The 16,351-nt window shown below is 34.2% G+C and carries 7 protein-coding genes; 5 read left to right on the top strand and 2 right to left on the bottom strand.

The window, feature by feature from the left end; translation table 11 throughout:
* Window positions 1-609: MucBP domain-containing protein (locus O3884_RS04605; RefSeq protein ID WP_371452024.1), on the top strand; the 609-nt coding region annotated here is incomplete at its 5' end.
* A gap of 358 nt (window positions 610-967) precedes the next feature.
* Entirely contained in the window at window positions 968-6,913 is a 5,946-nt protein-coding gene (locus O3884_RS04600) for a ZmpA/ZmpB/ZmpC family metallo-endopeptidase (RefSeq protein WP_371452023.1), read from the top strand.
* A gap of 151 nt (window positions 6,914-7,064) precedes the next feature.
* Here O3884_RS04600 and O3884_RS04595 read toward each other — a convergent pair whose 3' ends face one another.
* The gene (locus O3884_RS04595) at window positions 7,065-11,120 is read right to left on the bottom strand and encodes a YhgE/Pip family protein (protein WP_371452022.1); all 4,056 of its coding nucleotides are present in this window, start codon (window positions 11,118-11,120) and stop codon (window positions 7,065-7,067) included.
* 461 nt (window positions 11,121-11,581) lie between these two features.
* Window positions 11,582-12,136: a flavodoxin family protein gene (locus O3884_RS04590; protein WP_371452020.1), complete on the bottom strand. Its 555-nt coding sequence runs from the start codon at window positions 12,134-12,136 to the stop codon at window positions 11,582-11,584.
* A 284-nt stretch (window positions 12,137-12,420) separates the two neighbouring features.
* Between O3884_RS04590 and O3884_RS04585 the strand changes: the two genes are divergently transcribed.
* From O3884_RS04585 to O3884_RS04575, 3 genes are all read left to right on the top strand, one after another.
* Window positions 12,421-13,419, top strand: coding sequence for a Tle-like phospholipase domain-containing protein (locus O3884_RS04585; RefSeq protein ID WP_371452018.1), 999 nt, complete (start codon window positions 12,421-12,423; stop codon window positions 13,417-13,419).
* Between the two features lie 299 nt (window positions 13,420-13,718).
* Complete coding sequence (gene yycF, locus O3884_RS04580; protein ID WP_314092350.1) at window positions 13,719-14,423, top strand: response regulator YycF; 705 nt, start codon at window positions 13,719-13,721, stop codon at window positions 14,421-14,423.
* Complete coding sequence (locus O3884_RS04575) at window positions 14,423-16,351, top strand: ATP-binding protein (RefSeq protein ID WP_371452017.1); 1,929 nt, start codon at window positions 14,423-14,425, stop codon at window positions 16,349-16,351. The genes yycF and O3884_RS04575 overlap by 1 nt, the downstream gene beginning before the upstream one ends.

The following is a 16,351-nucleotide window of genomic DNA, read 5'->3' as shown; positions in this document are numbered from 1 at the left end:
ACAAGTCACAAAGATAAAGATGGAAATGAAATTCCAAACTATCCAACAGAAGACGGAGAACAACCGAAGAAAGATATTCCAGGATACCGCTTCGTAGAGACTAAGAAACTTCCAAACGGAGACATCGAGCACGTATACGAAAAAGTTAAAACAAGTCACAAAGATAAAGAAGGAAATGAAATTCCAGGAAACCCAACAGAAGAAGGGGAACAACCGAAGAAAGACATTCCAGGATACAGATTCGTAGAGACTAAGAAACTTCCAAATGGAGACATCGAGCATGTCTACGAAAAAGTTACAACTCCAGTAGTAGAAAAATCTACAACATGGGTAGATGAAAATGGAAATCCATTAAAACCACAGGAAAACGGAACTAAAGATCCAGGATCAATCCCAGGATATGAATTAGTTAATACTGTAGTTGATAAAGATGGAAATGTACGTCACATCTTCAGAAAAGTAACTAAACCAGTAGCAAAAGTTGAACCAAAAGCTCAACCAAAACGTTTAGCAAACACAGGTACAACAGAAACTAATACTGGATTAGCAGGATTAGGATTAGCTGTTCTTGGATTAGCTGCGGCTGCAAGAAGACGTAAAGAAAAATAGTAGGTTGAAAAACTTAATATTTAAAAATATATAAAAAGAAATGCCTTAAAGTTAGACTATCTAGTCTAGCTTTGGGGTATTTTTTTTATGTTTTAAAGTCGTTATTTCTAGATAAAATACATGGAAAGAGTGATTCGAGGAATTTGATATTTATTTAGTTATACGGTGTTACATAATATCTTAAATTTCTATATATATTATCTAAAATGAAATTCGTATAAATAATACTTATCTGTTATAAGAAAGGAGGGTTATTTATATATATCAGATGTCTTGAATATAACAATTTATTTTGGTACAATAGTAAGTATATGTAAAGTATACAACCAAAAATTTTTATTTAAAAAGTAAATGGGGGATGATTTTATTGAGAAAAAATATTAATATAAATAATAAAATACTAAAATATTCTATTAGAAAATTATCGTTTGGTGTAGCGCCTATAGTTGTAGGAACATTAATGTTCGGAAGCTATGCTCCTATGCAACAAGTATTTGCCACTGATGTTAATTTTAAATATGTAGAAAAAAATGAATTAAATGAAAATGAGAAAAAATTAATAAAAGAAAGTATTCCTAAAGAATACAAAAATGAGGATACTTATTATCTAGTATATGAAAAAATAGTTAAGGATACAGCTAAAACTGAAGTACTTCCTAATACGGGTAGTAGTAATCTTCCAATCGCAGGACTGGGAATAGGTACAGCAGTTTTTGCAGTTTTATTAATTAGTAAAAAACATAGAAACAAAGTTTTAAGTGTAGTCTTAATAGGTGCGATGGGTCAAAGCGTAGTGATGCCTTATGAAACATTTGCCTTAGAAAGTAAAGCTTTAGTACAATTTAATAAACAAGCAGATATAGTTAGTAATATAGATTTAGAAAAACAAGTTATTGATATTCCAGGTTATAAATACATGGGATATTTCACAAGTGAAGATCTAAAATTAGAAGTTTCTGAGAAAAAAGGAATAGAAAATAAGGTTCAAGAAAAGAATACTGTTGAGAATAATCAAAATCAAGCACTAGGTGCAAAACAACAAACACAACAACAAAAGCCTGTGCTTAAAAAAGAAAAAGCTCAATCAACACAACAGGTAGTTCAAACAGGTCAAGCACCTAAAGAAACAGTAAAACCGCAAAAACAAATTGAAAATACGCAACCGATCAAGGAAGTCGAACAACCAACTGTAAAACCTACGCCTGTACAGCCAACACAACCAGCTAAAGCAGAGAAACCAATACAAACACAACCTGTCAAAGTAGAACAACCTCAGACTAAACCTGTTCAACCAACTGTAAAACCTACTCCAGTGCAACCGACACAACCTGCTCAAGTAGAGAAACCAGTGGTATCAACAGGAGGAGATGAAGTAAAAGCATTGGTAAACGAAGTACCAGAATATACTCTTCCGTTAGAAACAAAAGGAACGCAAGAGGAAGGACAAGAAGGGGCAGCGTTAGTACAACCTGAACTTCCAGAATATACAGGTCCAGTAGCGACTTCAGGAGGAGAAGAGGTAAAAGACTTGGTGCATGAAGTACCAGAATATACTCTTCCGTTAGAAACAAAAGGAACGCAAGAGGAAGGACAAGAAGGGGCAGCGTTAGTACAACCTGAACTTCCAGAATATACAGGTCCGGTAGCTACAACAGGAGGAGAAGAGGTAAAAGACTTAGTACATGAAGTACCAGAGTACACTCTTCCATTAGAAGCGAAAGGGACACAAGAAGAAGGGCATGAAGGAGAAGCATTAGTACAACCAGCTCTTTCAGAATATAGTGGATCAGTAGCGACAAAAGGAACGCAAGAAGAAGGACGTGAAGGGGAAGCGTTAGTACAACCAGCTCTTCCAGAATATACAAAGGCGTTAACAACAAAAGGAACACAAGAAGAAGGGCATGAGGGGGAAGCATTAGTGCAACCAACTCTTCCGGAGTTTACAGGTAGTGCAAAACTAGAACCAGCTGTTGAGGATCGTCCGGCACTAGATGTTGTAACTAAGCATCGTACAGAAAAAGAAACTCTTCCTTATGAAGTAGAGGAAATCTTAGATCCAATGTTACTGAAAAACCGTCGTAGAATCGAACAACAAGGTCATGATGGACTTCGTACAATTGAGTATGAGGATTATCTAGTAAATGGAAAAGTTGAAGCGACTAAAGAGTTATCGCGTACACAGGTAGACCCTGTAAAACAAATTGTTAAATTGGGAACACTTGTTAAGAGAAAACCTACAGTAGAAATTGCTAATTTAACAAAAGATGAAAGTAAGAAGTCGATAACTGTAAGTTATAACTTAACAGACCCTACTTGGGCTTATGTTTCTGCGAAAGCTCAAATTTTTGATGGTGATAAACTTGTAAAAGAAGTTGATATCGAAAATACAGATAAGGAGCAAGTGATTAAAGGGTTAGATTACTATACTCCGTACACGTTAAAAACTAAGTTAACTTATAACTTAGGTGATTTTGATGAATACAGTACAGAAACTTCAACTAAAAACTTTGAGTTAGATTATAAAAAACTAGAGATTAAGGATATCGATTCTGTAGAATTATACGGTAAAGAGAACGGTCGTTACCGTAGATATTTAAGTTTAAGTGAAGTACCAAAAGATACAACCAATTATTTCGCAAAAGTTAAATCGGATAGATTTAAAGAAATGTACCTACCTGTTCAATCTATTACAGAAAATGCAGATGAGAATTATAAAGTAACAGCGGCTGTAGATCAATTAGTTGAAGAAGGATTAGAAGGATATAAAGATAATTATTCATTCAATGTAGCTAAAACAAAAACTGAGCAAGATGGAGTTTATACATCGTTCAAAAATCTTGTAGCTGCAATGCAAGGAAATATGTCTGGTGTCTTCAAACTTGGTTCAGATATAACAGCTGATGAAGTAGGATTACCTAATAATAAAACAAGTTACTTATCAGGGACATTCACAGGTAAGTTAATTGGTTCTGATGGAACTAAGTCTTATGCAATCTATGATCTTAAAAAACCTTTATTTGAAACGTTAAATAGTGCTACGGTAAGTGATCTGGATCTTAAGAATGTTGATGTTGATAGTAGAGAAAATGCTGCAGCTTTAGCGAAGACTGCGAATAAAGCTACTATTAGTAATGTTTCTGTAGAAGGGAAGATTGCTGGTAGAAAATCTGTGGCTGGATTAGTGGTAAGTGCATCTAATACTGTAATAGAAAACAGCTCATTCACAGGAACTATTGTGGCAAATCATGCTAATACTGCTGCGAATTATGCAGGTGGAATCATTGGTAATATTTCAGGAAGTGAATCTGTAATTGATAGAGCAAAAGTTGATGCTCAGATTTCTACAGCAGCGCGTAATAATAACCAAAATGCAGGTGGTATTGCAGGAAAAGTAGATGGTGGAGCTTTAATAAATAACTCTGTTACATCTGGTAAGATAATAAACGGTCATAATTATTCAAGAATCGGAGGGATCGTCGGTTCTACTTGGAAAGATGGTCGTATTAACAATGTAGTCAGCAATATGAATGTTGGGTATGGTTATGCTATTACTGGAGATCAGTACGATGGAGCTGATATAGTAAATGCCGTAACTTCAGTTAATAACAAAAAAGATGATAAGTATGCGACTAAGTTAACTAAAGAGCAAGCTGATAAGAAAATTGCTACTTATGGAATAACTACGACTCTTGAAGATACAGGAGAATTCTTGAAAACTAATGTTCGAACTGTAGATTATACGAAGTTAAGTAAAGCTCAAGCAGATAGAAAAGTAGCTTATAACAATATTGAAAAATTAATGCCATTTTATAACAAAGAATTAGTTGTCAACTATGGTAATGAGGTAGATAAATCAGATAAACTATATACTACTGAATTACTTGATGTTGTGCCTATGAATGGTAATAATATAGTGACTGATATTAATGGAGCTAAAAATACTATTAATAGATTGATGCTACACTATAAAGATAATACTGTTGCTTATTTAGATGTTACATTCAAAGGAAGTTTCGAAAATAATCAAGTGTTAGAATATAATGTTGCAGGAAAAGAGTATATCTTTACTCCAGAAGCCTTTGTCTCTGATTACACGAAGATAATTAATAATGTATTACCTGCATTACAAGGTGTGACTTACAATTCAGAATCTATGAAGAAAGTTCTAGGTGTTACAGATAATGCGGCGATAGATAATTTATATCTAGATAAAGAATTTGAAAAAGTTAAAGCTAATATTGCTGAACACTTAAGAAAAATCCTTGCTATGGATAAATCTGTAAATACTATGGGTAACGGTGTAGTTGAGTATGTAAGTGAGAAGATTAAAAACAATAAAGAAGCGTTGTTATTAGGTCTTACTTATATGAATCGTTGGTATAATATCAATTATGATGATATGAATACGAAAGATTTAACTACGTATAAATTTGACTTCAATGGTAATAATGCAGCTTCAACATTAGATACGCTTATCTCGCTTGGTAATAGTGAGTTAGAAAACTTACGTGGTGGAAATAATATGGGACTATATGGTAGTCTACTTGCTCCATTAAAAGGTGAGGATACAGTATTTGATTTTGTAGAAACTTATCGTAAATTGTTCTTACCAAATAAAACGAATAATGAGTGGTTTAAAAATAATACTAAAGTTTATATAGTAGAGGCTAAATCAGATATTCCAGAAGTTCGTAAAAAACAAGAAGAAGCGGCACCGGATAGTAAATACTCATTAGGTGTATATGATAGAATTTCTTCACCTTCATGGAGATATAAAGGAATGTTATTACCGTTATTAACTATGCCAGAAGAGAGTGTGTATGCTATTTCTAATATGTCTACATTAGCGTTCGGTGGTTATGAGCGTTATCGTGATACTGTAGATGGCACTGTGCTTTCTGGAGATGCATTACGTCAGTATGTTCATGAAAAAGTTGATCAAGCTGCTAAATGGCAACGCGATCACTATGATATTTGGTATAAATTACTTCCAGAAGAATATAAGGAGAGATTATTCCGTTCTGTTCCTGTATTTGATGGATTCAAGGTAAAAGATACTTCAGGAAATGGATATTGGGCAACTGAAACAGATAAGACTATAGATTCTATTAATAATTTCTTTGGGCCAGCAGGAAAATGGTATGGTAAGAGTCCAGCAGGTGCTTATGCAACAGGATCTGAGGTTTACTATGTAGAAGATAGATTATTAGATAAATATGGAACTTCCGTTTATACGCACGAGATGACTCACAACTCTGATGGACATATCTACTTCGAAGGAAATGGTCGTAGAGAAGGTTTAGGAGCTGAATTATATGCGTTAGGATTATTACAATCTGCAGATAGTTTAGAGAAGGATGCTATAGTGTTAAACACGCTATACAAAGGGGATAAAGATTCTCTAACAAGATTACACACGTATAATCCGACAGAAAGATATCAATCAGCAGCAGATCTGCAAGAATATGTTCACGGAATGTATGATGTTCTATACACATTAGATGCGATGGAAGCTAAGGCTGTCTTGTCTAAATCAAATGACGTTAAGAAGAAATGGTATAGAAAAATTGAGAACTTCTACGTTAAAGATAGTAAGTTTAAGAAAGATACTCATGCTGGAAACTCTGTTCGTCCATTGACAAATGAAGAAGTAGCGAAATTAACTTCTTTAGAATCACTAATAGATAATGATATTATAAATCGTCGTGCCTATAGAGATAATAGCCAATACGTAAGAAATGGATATCATTTAATAAGTATGTTCTCTCCTATCTATGCAGGACTAAGTAACTCAAAAGGTGCTCCTGGTGATATTATGTTTAGAAAAACTGCCTATGAACTTCTAGCGGAAAAAGGTTACGAAAATGGATTCCTTCCATATGTATCGGATAAATATGCAGAAGAAGCTAAACAAAAAGGTAGTGTGGCTTACTCAGATTGGTTAAGAAAAGATGTTGGCTTAGTAACTGATGATTTAGTACTAAGCAAGGTGTTTAACAACCAATATAAATCGTGGGCTGATTTCAAAAAAGCAATGTTTAATGAGCGCATAGCTAAACAAAATAGATTAAAACCAATAACTATTCAATATGAACTAGGTGATGCTAAGAGTATGAAAGAAGTAACTATTACAAGCGCGGCTCAAATACAACAATTAATTGATGCGGCAGTAGCGAAAGATATTACTAACATTGATCGTGCAACAAGTTATGTATCATCAAGTTGGGTACACTTATTAAAACAAAAAATCTATAATGCGTACCTACGCACTACAGATGATTTTAGAGAATCAATCTATAAATAATAGAATTAATCTCGGATGGGAGTGACTCAAAAATCGCAATTTCTTAAGAAATAAGATTTTGTCGAGTCATCCCTTATCCATTAAAGGGATTCTATAAATATAAAAAAATTCTAAGTAACAAATGTCGATGTTACTTAGAATTTTTTATTTATTATTTTGCTAAATTCACAGCTGCTTTATTATTTTTGTTGTAAGAGATGTAAGTAAGAGTTAAGAATATTATTCCTAAAACAACTAAGATTAATATTGCACTGTTGTAAATTTCATTTGTTAGTCCACCTAGAACTGCTTGTCTAACAGCGGTATCACCGTAGAATACAGGTGTGAAAGGAATTAAACCACTGTATAGAGATGGTAGCATTTCTTTAGGGAATAGTGGTGTAGTTAGAACGAATTGTAAAGCTACGAATCCGATGCTAATTGCATTACCAACTTTTCCGAATGTGTACGATAGGAAGTGTGTTATTAGCATAAACACGATACCTGAAAGTATTAATCCGAAGAAGTACATTCCGAAGTTTTGAACTTTAAAGTCAAAGAATAAACTCATTGCTACTACTTCTATGATTGTTGCTAAGATAGCGAATGTTGTCATTGACACTAGTCTTGTACCGAATAAGCTGTTTGTTGATTCTCCGTATTCTGCTTTACGAGCTGGGAAAAGAATGTTGAATGCCGCAGCCGCGATTAGTAGCCCGAATACTAAGAAGAATGGTGCCATTGCATTACCGTAGCTAGTTTCTTCTGAGATGTCGCTGATATTAGTTTTGATTGGATTAGACATCATGTCTACATTTTTATCTCCGGTTTTAGCTGCTGATAGTTTATCAGCTCCACTAGAAAGTTTATCAGCTAATAATCCAGAACCATCTTTAGCTTTTTCTAGTCCAGAAAGTAATTCAGGAGCTTTAGCTTGCATAATAGTTAGTGCACCAGATAGTTTTATAGCACCATCTCTAGCGCTGTTAACTCCGTTGATAAGTTCAGGAGCTTTGGCTTGCATAGAAGAAAGTCCGTTGTGGAGTTTATCAGCACCCTCTTTAGCGCTGTTAACTCCGTTGATAAGTTCAGGAGCTTTAGCCTGCATAGAAGAAAGTCCATTGTGAAGTTTATCAGCACCCTCTTTAGCACTGTTAACTCCGTTGATAAGTTCAGGAGCTTTAGCCTGCATAGAAGAAAGTCCATTGTGAAGTTTATCAGCACCTTCTTTAGCACTATTAACCCCGTTGATAAGTTCAGGAGCTTTAGCCTGCATAGAAGAAAGTCCATTGTGAAGTTTATCAGCACCTTCTTTAGCACTATTAACCCCGTTGATAAGTTCAGGAGCTTTAGCTTTCATGGCTGATAATCCGTTAGAAAGTTTTTCAGAGCCATCTTTAGCGCTGTTAAGTCCACTTAATAATTCAGGAGCTTTAGCTTGGATAGCAGAAAGTCCGTTGTGAAGTTTATCAGCACCCTCTTTAGCGCTGTTAAGTCCGCTTAATAACTCAGGAGCTTTAGCTTTCATATCAGTTAATCCTTGGTAAAGTTTCTTACCGCCATTATCAAGTTCTTGGATACCGATGCTTAGTTCAGGAAGTTTAGCCTGAAGTTTGTTCAGTCCTGCATTGATTCTTGCATTTCCGTCGACTAGAGCGTCGATTCCACCAGCTAACTCAGGAAGTTTTTCATGGATTAATTGGATACCACCTGAAAGTTGATTGAATCCTGCTTGTAATTCAGTTCCTTTGCTTGCTAGAGTGCCAACACCTTGTGCTAGTTCTCCAGTTGTCATTGATGTAGTTAGTGAGTTAACTCCGTTAGTGTAAGAAGAAACACCTTCTTTTAGTTTTGGAGTGGCACTTGCTAGTTGGTTAAGTCCATTTACTAACTCACCTGAAGTTAGAGATGATACAGTTGCATCAACTCCACCTTTATATTGATTGAATCCTGCGATAAGAGTAGGAGTTTTTTCGTTCATTACTGTTAATCCAGCTTTTAATTGACCACTTCCAGCAGCAAGTTGCCCAACGGCTGATTTAATGCTAGAAAGTCCGTTAATTGAACCTTCAAGGTCAGCTGCAAGAGAGTTTACATCGAATTTATCAAGTTGAGTTTGAATGTAGTTTAATTTTCCTACACGGTATTTCATGCTTGAGTATTTTGATGAAGCACTGTTAATTGCAGAAGTAAGTTCAGCTTTTATTTGGTTATTATTATTGTTACTGCTATTTTGAACAGTAGTAGTTGGTTGTGGTGCTGGTGCAGCAGGTGTAGCAGCTGCGTCACTTTTAGCTGCAGCAAGAATTTGAGCTTTTTGCTCTGGTTTTAAGTCCATTGATGCTAATGTTTGCTCCAACCCTGAGAAATTAGTAGTAGGAGCAGGTGTAGGTGCAGCTGGTGTAGTAGTCGTAGTTGTTGTAGTTGTAGATTGTGTATCTATACGACTTACAATTTCTTTAAGACTTTCTATTTGAGCACCTAAATCTGTGAAAGCACTAGATAATGGATTAAAGTTAGTTCTATATGTGATTTTTAATCCTTTTAGTTTGTCTAATGTAGACGTTAGGTTAGATTTTTTAGCGGCTAAGTCGCTGTCACTAGGTAAGTTAGAATTTAGTGCATTTAATCCAGTGTTGATTTTATCTGCGCCATCTACTAATTTCGGTGTGCTTTCAGAAAGTTTAGCAACACCATTTTCTAGTTCAGTACCACCTGCGGCTAATCTATTTAAGTCATCTTTTTTAGATGCTAGCTTAGAGTTGATTTGAGAAATTCCATCTGATAATCTGTCGATGCCGTTGTTAAGTGTAGCACTTCCGGCGCTAAGTTTTTCTAAATCACCTTTTTTAGCTAGTAGTTTTTCGTTAAGAGTAAGTACTCCGTTCGTATATTTTAAAAGACCTTCTTTAAATGCTTCGCTTCCTTTGTGTAGTTTATCTATTCCATCTGTTAGCATAACACTCTTAGTTTTGAATGTGTCAAAACCGATAGTAAGCTGATTAGAACCTGCAGTAAGCTCATTTACACCAGAAACTAGTGCAGCTTTTTTATCATTTAATGTGCTTAGGCCACTTGATAGTTTTTCAGCTCCTTCTTGAAGTTGAGAAACTCCGTTACCAAGTTTTGCGCCACCTTCGCTAAGACGATTTAGTCCAGCAGAAAGACGACCAGAACCATCGGTAAGTTGGTTGATACCTCCGCTCAGTTTCGCACCACCTTCGCTAAGACGATTTAGTCCAGCTGTTAGGCGATTAGAACCGTCAGAAAGTTCATTGATACCATTACCAAGTTTCGCGCCACCTTCGCTAAGACGATTTAGTCCAGAGACAAGACGACCAGAACCGTCAGTAAGTTGATCGATACCACCACTTAGTTTCGCGCCACCTTCGCTAAGACGACCAAGTCCGGCAGAAAGACGACCAGAACCATCGGTAAGTTGATCGATACCACCGCTTAGTTTCGCGCCACCTTCGCTAAGACGACCAAGTCCGGCAGAAAGACGACCAGAACCATCGGTAAGTTGATCGATACCACCGCTCAGTTTCGCACCACCTTCGCTAAGGCGACCAAGTCCAGAAGCAAGGCGACCAGAACCGTCGGCAAGTTGATTAATACCACTTCCAAGTTTTTGGCCACCTTCGCTAAGACGACCAAGTCCATTGTTCAGTTGGTTTGAAGCATCGGCTGCTTTTTGAAGTGAAGAACCAATCTCAGAAAACTTACTGTATAGAGTAGCTGTATAAGTTTTTACAACTTGATCTTTAACGGTATTCGTTAAGTTACTCGCTACAGTTTCCATGATTTTTTCACCGTTTTTACTCTTAGTAAAGTTAGTAGTAAAGTCGATGTTCATTTTTTCTGGGTTATCGTTTGATAATGATGTAGCATTTTTGGAGAAGTTTTGTGGTATTGTAACTACCATGTAGTAGTCTCCTTCTCGTAATTCTTTATCGGCTGTATCTTTATCGACGAATTGCCAATTTACTTTTTTGTTATCTTTTAGTTTTTCGACCATCGAATTCCCGACTTCTAGAGTTTTTCCATTAAAATCTACTTTTTGGTCTAGATTAACAACTCCGACTTTCATGTTTCCAGTGTTGTCATATGGATTCCAAACGGATTTTAGGAAAGTTCCTGAATATAGGACAGGAACTAGAAGAACGGTAGCCATGGTAGCTTTTAACCCTTTGCTCTTTAAAAGGCTACTAAATTCTTTTTTTATCATAATTCCTCCAAAGAAATTTCGTCGGCGAAATTCCATTATGTTAATTTAGATGATATAATAATATATCACTTAAGATATTCTACAACTTTATATACTAAAAGTCAAAATATTTTTAAGTAATAGTGAATTATTAATATTTAATATTAAAGTATATTATATATAATAGGGATAAAAACTATAACTTTTAAAATTTATAATTAGCGAATAATCTATGATAATAATGGTGTTCTGATAAAAAGGGAATTATTCTTTAAACTTATAAAAAGATATATATTACTTAAAATAATTTCATTAAGTATTTGTATAAATTATCCTAATTAACGAAAAAAATAGTTCACTATTAATTTGTTTTTTAGAAAAAATTCTTAAAATAGAATTTTAAAAATAGTATATTATATTTATTGTGTAAAAAAAGGTAGAAATCCTTAAAAATGGATAACTACCTTTGTTTTAGTGTTAAGTTATGCTAATGCGTGTGATATTTTATGTTCTAGTAGATTGCTAAAACAATTTTGAGCGTCTTTTAAATCTTTCGGATCTGGGTGTTTTTTCGATTCTTTAACCATATCGGCAAGATCTGGCGTAACTTTGTGAATAAAGTTAGGATCGCGCCAAGTTAGGATTTTGAAAACTATCATAACCTTTGGATCAACCTTACCTTGACAGACGAAAGTTTCATGAATTCTATTGTTACGCTCTTCCATAAATGCAATGTAATTATTAATAGAATCATCTGCGTGATAATGTTCACGAGGAACACCACAAGTTAGAAATAGGGCAACATCTTTACCATGTATTTCTTGTTGATCGATAAAACGTTGCATATTTTTGTTGGCGTTAGTTTTATCTGTCCAAGCACCTAGAATATAGAAATCATATTGTTTTTCTAGTTTTTTTCGTTGTTTTTTTATGTCGAGTAAATCTACTTCCCCTAAAGTTTTTATCTGTTCGTAGATTGCTTCGGCTACTTTTTTAGTGTTTTTTGTTTTGCTAGAGTAAGCAAGTAAAATTTTCATAATAAGCCTCCTACTTAGGATGTTGGAATAATATTTTAAAAAATTAATCCCGTATTAATTAAATTCATATAATTATTATAACAAAAAAATATTCTATTTTAAACTAATAACTGAAAATAATAATCAATTATAAAGTTCGAGAGAGATAAAAATTAAAAAAATTGAAAAAATAACCAATTATAAGTATAGTCTCAACTAAAAAATAGGAAAAAATTCATGGTTTATGATAAAATACTAATTGGTAATATAGAGGAATAAATATTGTATGAGGATAGGAAGTGCGAATGGAAAAATTATATGAAATAGCAAGTTATGCATCGTTCATAGTATATCATGTAGAAGCGATGGATAAGATAAAGATTCCAAAAACCATGATAAGAGAATATATCAACCTTCAAAAAACGGTAGGGAGTTTCCCAGAAGAGCTGAATTATGTGAGTAGTTTTTATGATGTGAAAACTGGAAGTAGCGGGACATTGTTTGAAAATATGGCTGAAGAGAATTATATTTTATCTTATACGGGAACGAATTTTTATTTTGATAGGCAGAAGGATATGTATGCAGATGTAGTAGGTATTTGTTTGGGGCAAGCGGAGCATATGACACCGTGTTATAGATTTTATACACGCATGAAGAAAAAATATGGTAATGATATTATTTTAACAGGTCATTCGCTAGGAGGAAGTATCGCGCAACGTGTTGCGATTGAGTATGATGTACAGCAAAGTATTGTCTTTAATGCAGCTCCGATATATTTAATCGGAGGTATAGATATTTTTATGGATAAGGAAAAAGACGGTGAATTGTACGCTACGCGTATGAAGAAATATCTTAGAAATGTAAAGAAAACGGCTATTAAAAAAGCAATCTTTACAGGGGATGTGAAGAGGGTTGTTTCTGAATATGATATATTTACGAGAATTTCTGAGCTGTTGTCAATTGGTTACTATGTGGGTGATGAAATTATTGTAAAAAAAGCTGGAATACACGGTATAAAGAGTTTCTTAGACATATACCAAAAATCTTTTGGTAGTTCTTTTGAGAAGAAAGAAAATGATGATGATCTTTTATCGTTAGAATATAAAGATTTTAGTTTAGCTGAAGTAGGCATTCTAAGCAATTTTTCAGAAGAGCACATAGAAGAATTAGAGAATCAACTGAATGCACTTTTAGTGAGTCGTACTGTGATAGATAACTTGAATAAAAATCCTTATAATGTTAATTTTGAGTTTTTTATCAAGGCTATATTAGATAATATTGCGAAGAAAAAAGAAGAACTATAATAGATTCCTTGTCTGACGTTTTTGTCAGGCGAGGAGTTTTTTATTGTAATAGTTTCATATGGATTATAACTTGTTATAAAATTTTGTATTTTATCGCATAACTGATAGAGTGTTAATCGTTTGCTTAAAGTTGTAACTTCATAGAAAAAAATGATATAATATTGATAACTATGTATATACTCACGGTGATGAGAAGATACAGGTTAAAAAATAAAAAGTATACTCCAAAGAATGTTTTATAAAAAATATAATTAGGAATATATTAGTTAATACTTAGTATAAATCTAAGGAGGAAGAAAATGGCAGAATATAAAATACTAGTAGTCGATGATGAAGAACCGATTGCTAATATACTAGAGTTTAATTTAAAAAAAGAAGGTTACGATGTAATTGTCGCTAATGATGGAGAAAAAGCGGTAGAACTTGCTTTTAATGATAATCCGGATTTAATCTTATTAGATTTAATGTTACCTAAAAAAGATGGGATGGAAGTGTGTAGAGAAGTACGTGCTAAAAAAAATATTCCAATTATTATGTTAACAGCGAAAAATAGTGAGATTGATAAAGTTCTTGGACTTGAGTTTGGGGCGGATGACTATGTAACTAAACCTTTCTCAACGCGTGAACTTATGGCAAGGGTCAAGGTAAACTTACGTCGTGTTACTAAGCAACAAGAGGAAGTAGTTGAAGAGAAAAATGGTGGAGATCTTGTAATTAAGGATATCGTTATTTATCCAGAAGCTTATGTTATTAAGAAAAATGGTGAAGAAATCGACTTAACACGTAGAGAATTTGATCTTTTCTATTACCTTGCACAACACCGTGGACAAGTTTTAACACGTGAAAACTTACTGCAAACAGTGTGGGGTTATGACTACTTTGGAGATGTAAGGACTGTGGACGTGACTGTAAGAAGATTACGTGAAAAAGTAGAAGATGATTCATCACAACCTGAATATATAATGACACGTCGTGGTGTTGGTTACTTTATAGGTGAAGAGTAATGAGTTTTTTCGAGAAGAGATTTAAGAAAAGATTCTTTTCATCAATTCGAACTAAGTTCGTAATAGTTTATGTTTTAGTTAACATAATATCATTGCAACTTATTGGATTGTTCTTTACAACGCAATTAAGAAACAGTAATATAAATACATTTGAACAAAATATTATTGAACAAGAAAAAATCTTAAACTACCATGTTCGTGAGGAATTAGAAAAAGCTAGTGGTAGCGGAGAAGATACTTCGAAAGCTCTTGATGATACTGGTACTCAAGAGGAGTCTACAAAGAATAATAAAGATTCGAAAAGTGGGATAGCTAAACTTGTTAGTGAGTTTAATATTCAAAAGTTATTATTAGTAAATGTCATAGATAAAGATTCGAAAATCATAGCGACTTCTTCAAAAAATGGAAATGATGAATATCTTGCGAAAAGGTCGTTTGATCCACTTGTAAGTCAGGTTATTAAGACTGGTGAGAGTACTAAACAGATTCAAAATAATGCTGATAGTAATAAGCGTGTATGGATCTATGTGAGTCCTGTTAAAAAGGATAATGAAGTTGTTGGTGTAATCTCGCTTATGGCTGATATAGAAAGTGTTTATCAAGAGGTAAATAGTATTTCTAAAATCTTCATAGTGGGAACTATCCTATCGATATTAATCACTACAGTTATAGGATTCGTGGCATCAAAAACGGTGACGAGTTCTATAGAGAAGATGAGTTCTCAAGTTAAGAAGATGGCTTTAGGAAACTACGGTACAGTAGTTGGTATAGATACAGATGACGAAATCGGAGATTTAGCAAAAGTGTTTAACCAAATTTCTAAGAGGATAGAAGAAGAACAAGCTGTAACTGAGACTGAACGTAGGAAACTTGCGACGATTATCGAAAGTATGATGGATGGGATTATTACAACGGATAATAACGGTAGAATAATCCTTATAAATACAAGTGCTGAGGATATGCTAGGTGGACGTAATGATGAAATTTTCATCGGAAAAGATGTGCTGAAAATTCTTAATATTACTGAGTATGAGAGTATAGAGGAAATATTAGAAGCGGAAGATAGTCTTCTGGTAAATGCTTCAAGAAGTGATGAAGAATTGCTTTTACGTGCGGAAATTTCTAAGATAGAAAAAGAAGATAAAGAAGATTTAACTCAGATGTCAACGGAGCTAGAGGGATATATTATCGTTCTTTATGACGTAACAGATCAAGAACGTCAAGAAAAAGAACGTCGAGAATTCGTATCGACTGTATCTCATGAACTTCGTACACCTCTAACGACGATGAACAGTTATATTGAAGCGCTAGAAGAGGGTGTGCTTGAAGATAAGGAACTTGCTCCGCAGTTTATCGATACTATTCATAAAGAGACTACTCGTATGATAAGAATGGTAAATGAGTTGATGCAACTCGGTAAGATGGATATCAAAGAAGAACATTATGAAAAAGAGTTTATTGATATAAATAAAATGCTTGAGCAGATTACCGATAGATTTGCTCTAACACATCCTGAGAAAAACTTTATAAAACATATTCCTAAGAGCCCGATATTCGTAGAAGGTGATCAGGATAAACTTACACAGGTGTTTGATAATATTGTTAATAATGCGATAAAATATTCTCCAAATGGTAAGAATATCACAGTAAGGGTTAGACAAAATTATCACCATAATAGGGTGAGTATTTCTATTAAAGATGAAGGTGTAGGAATTCCATTAGTGCACATTGATAAGATCTTTAATAGGTTCTATAGGGTTGATAAGAGTAGGCAGAGAAGTATGGGAGGAACAGGTTTAGGATTAGCGTTAGCTAAGACTATTGTAGAGGCCCATAAAGGTCGTATTTGGGCGCAAAGTAGAGAAGGATACGGAAGTATAATATTTGTAACACTACCTTGTGAACAGATTGATGATGAATGGTTATAG

It is taken from the genome of Gemella sp. 20925_1_85, assembly GCF_041433735.1.
Taxonomy (GTDB): Bacteria; Bacillota; Bacilli; order Staphylococcales; family Gemellaceae; genus Gemella.
Note: the sequence above shows the minus strand (reverse complement) of the source record. Positions and strands in the feature narration are given on the sequence as shown.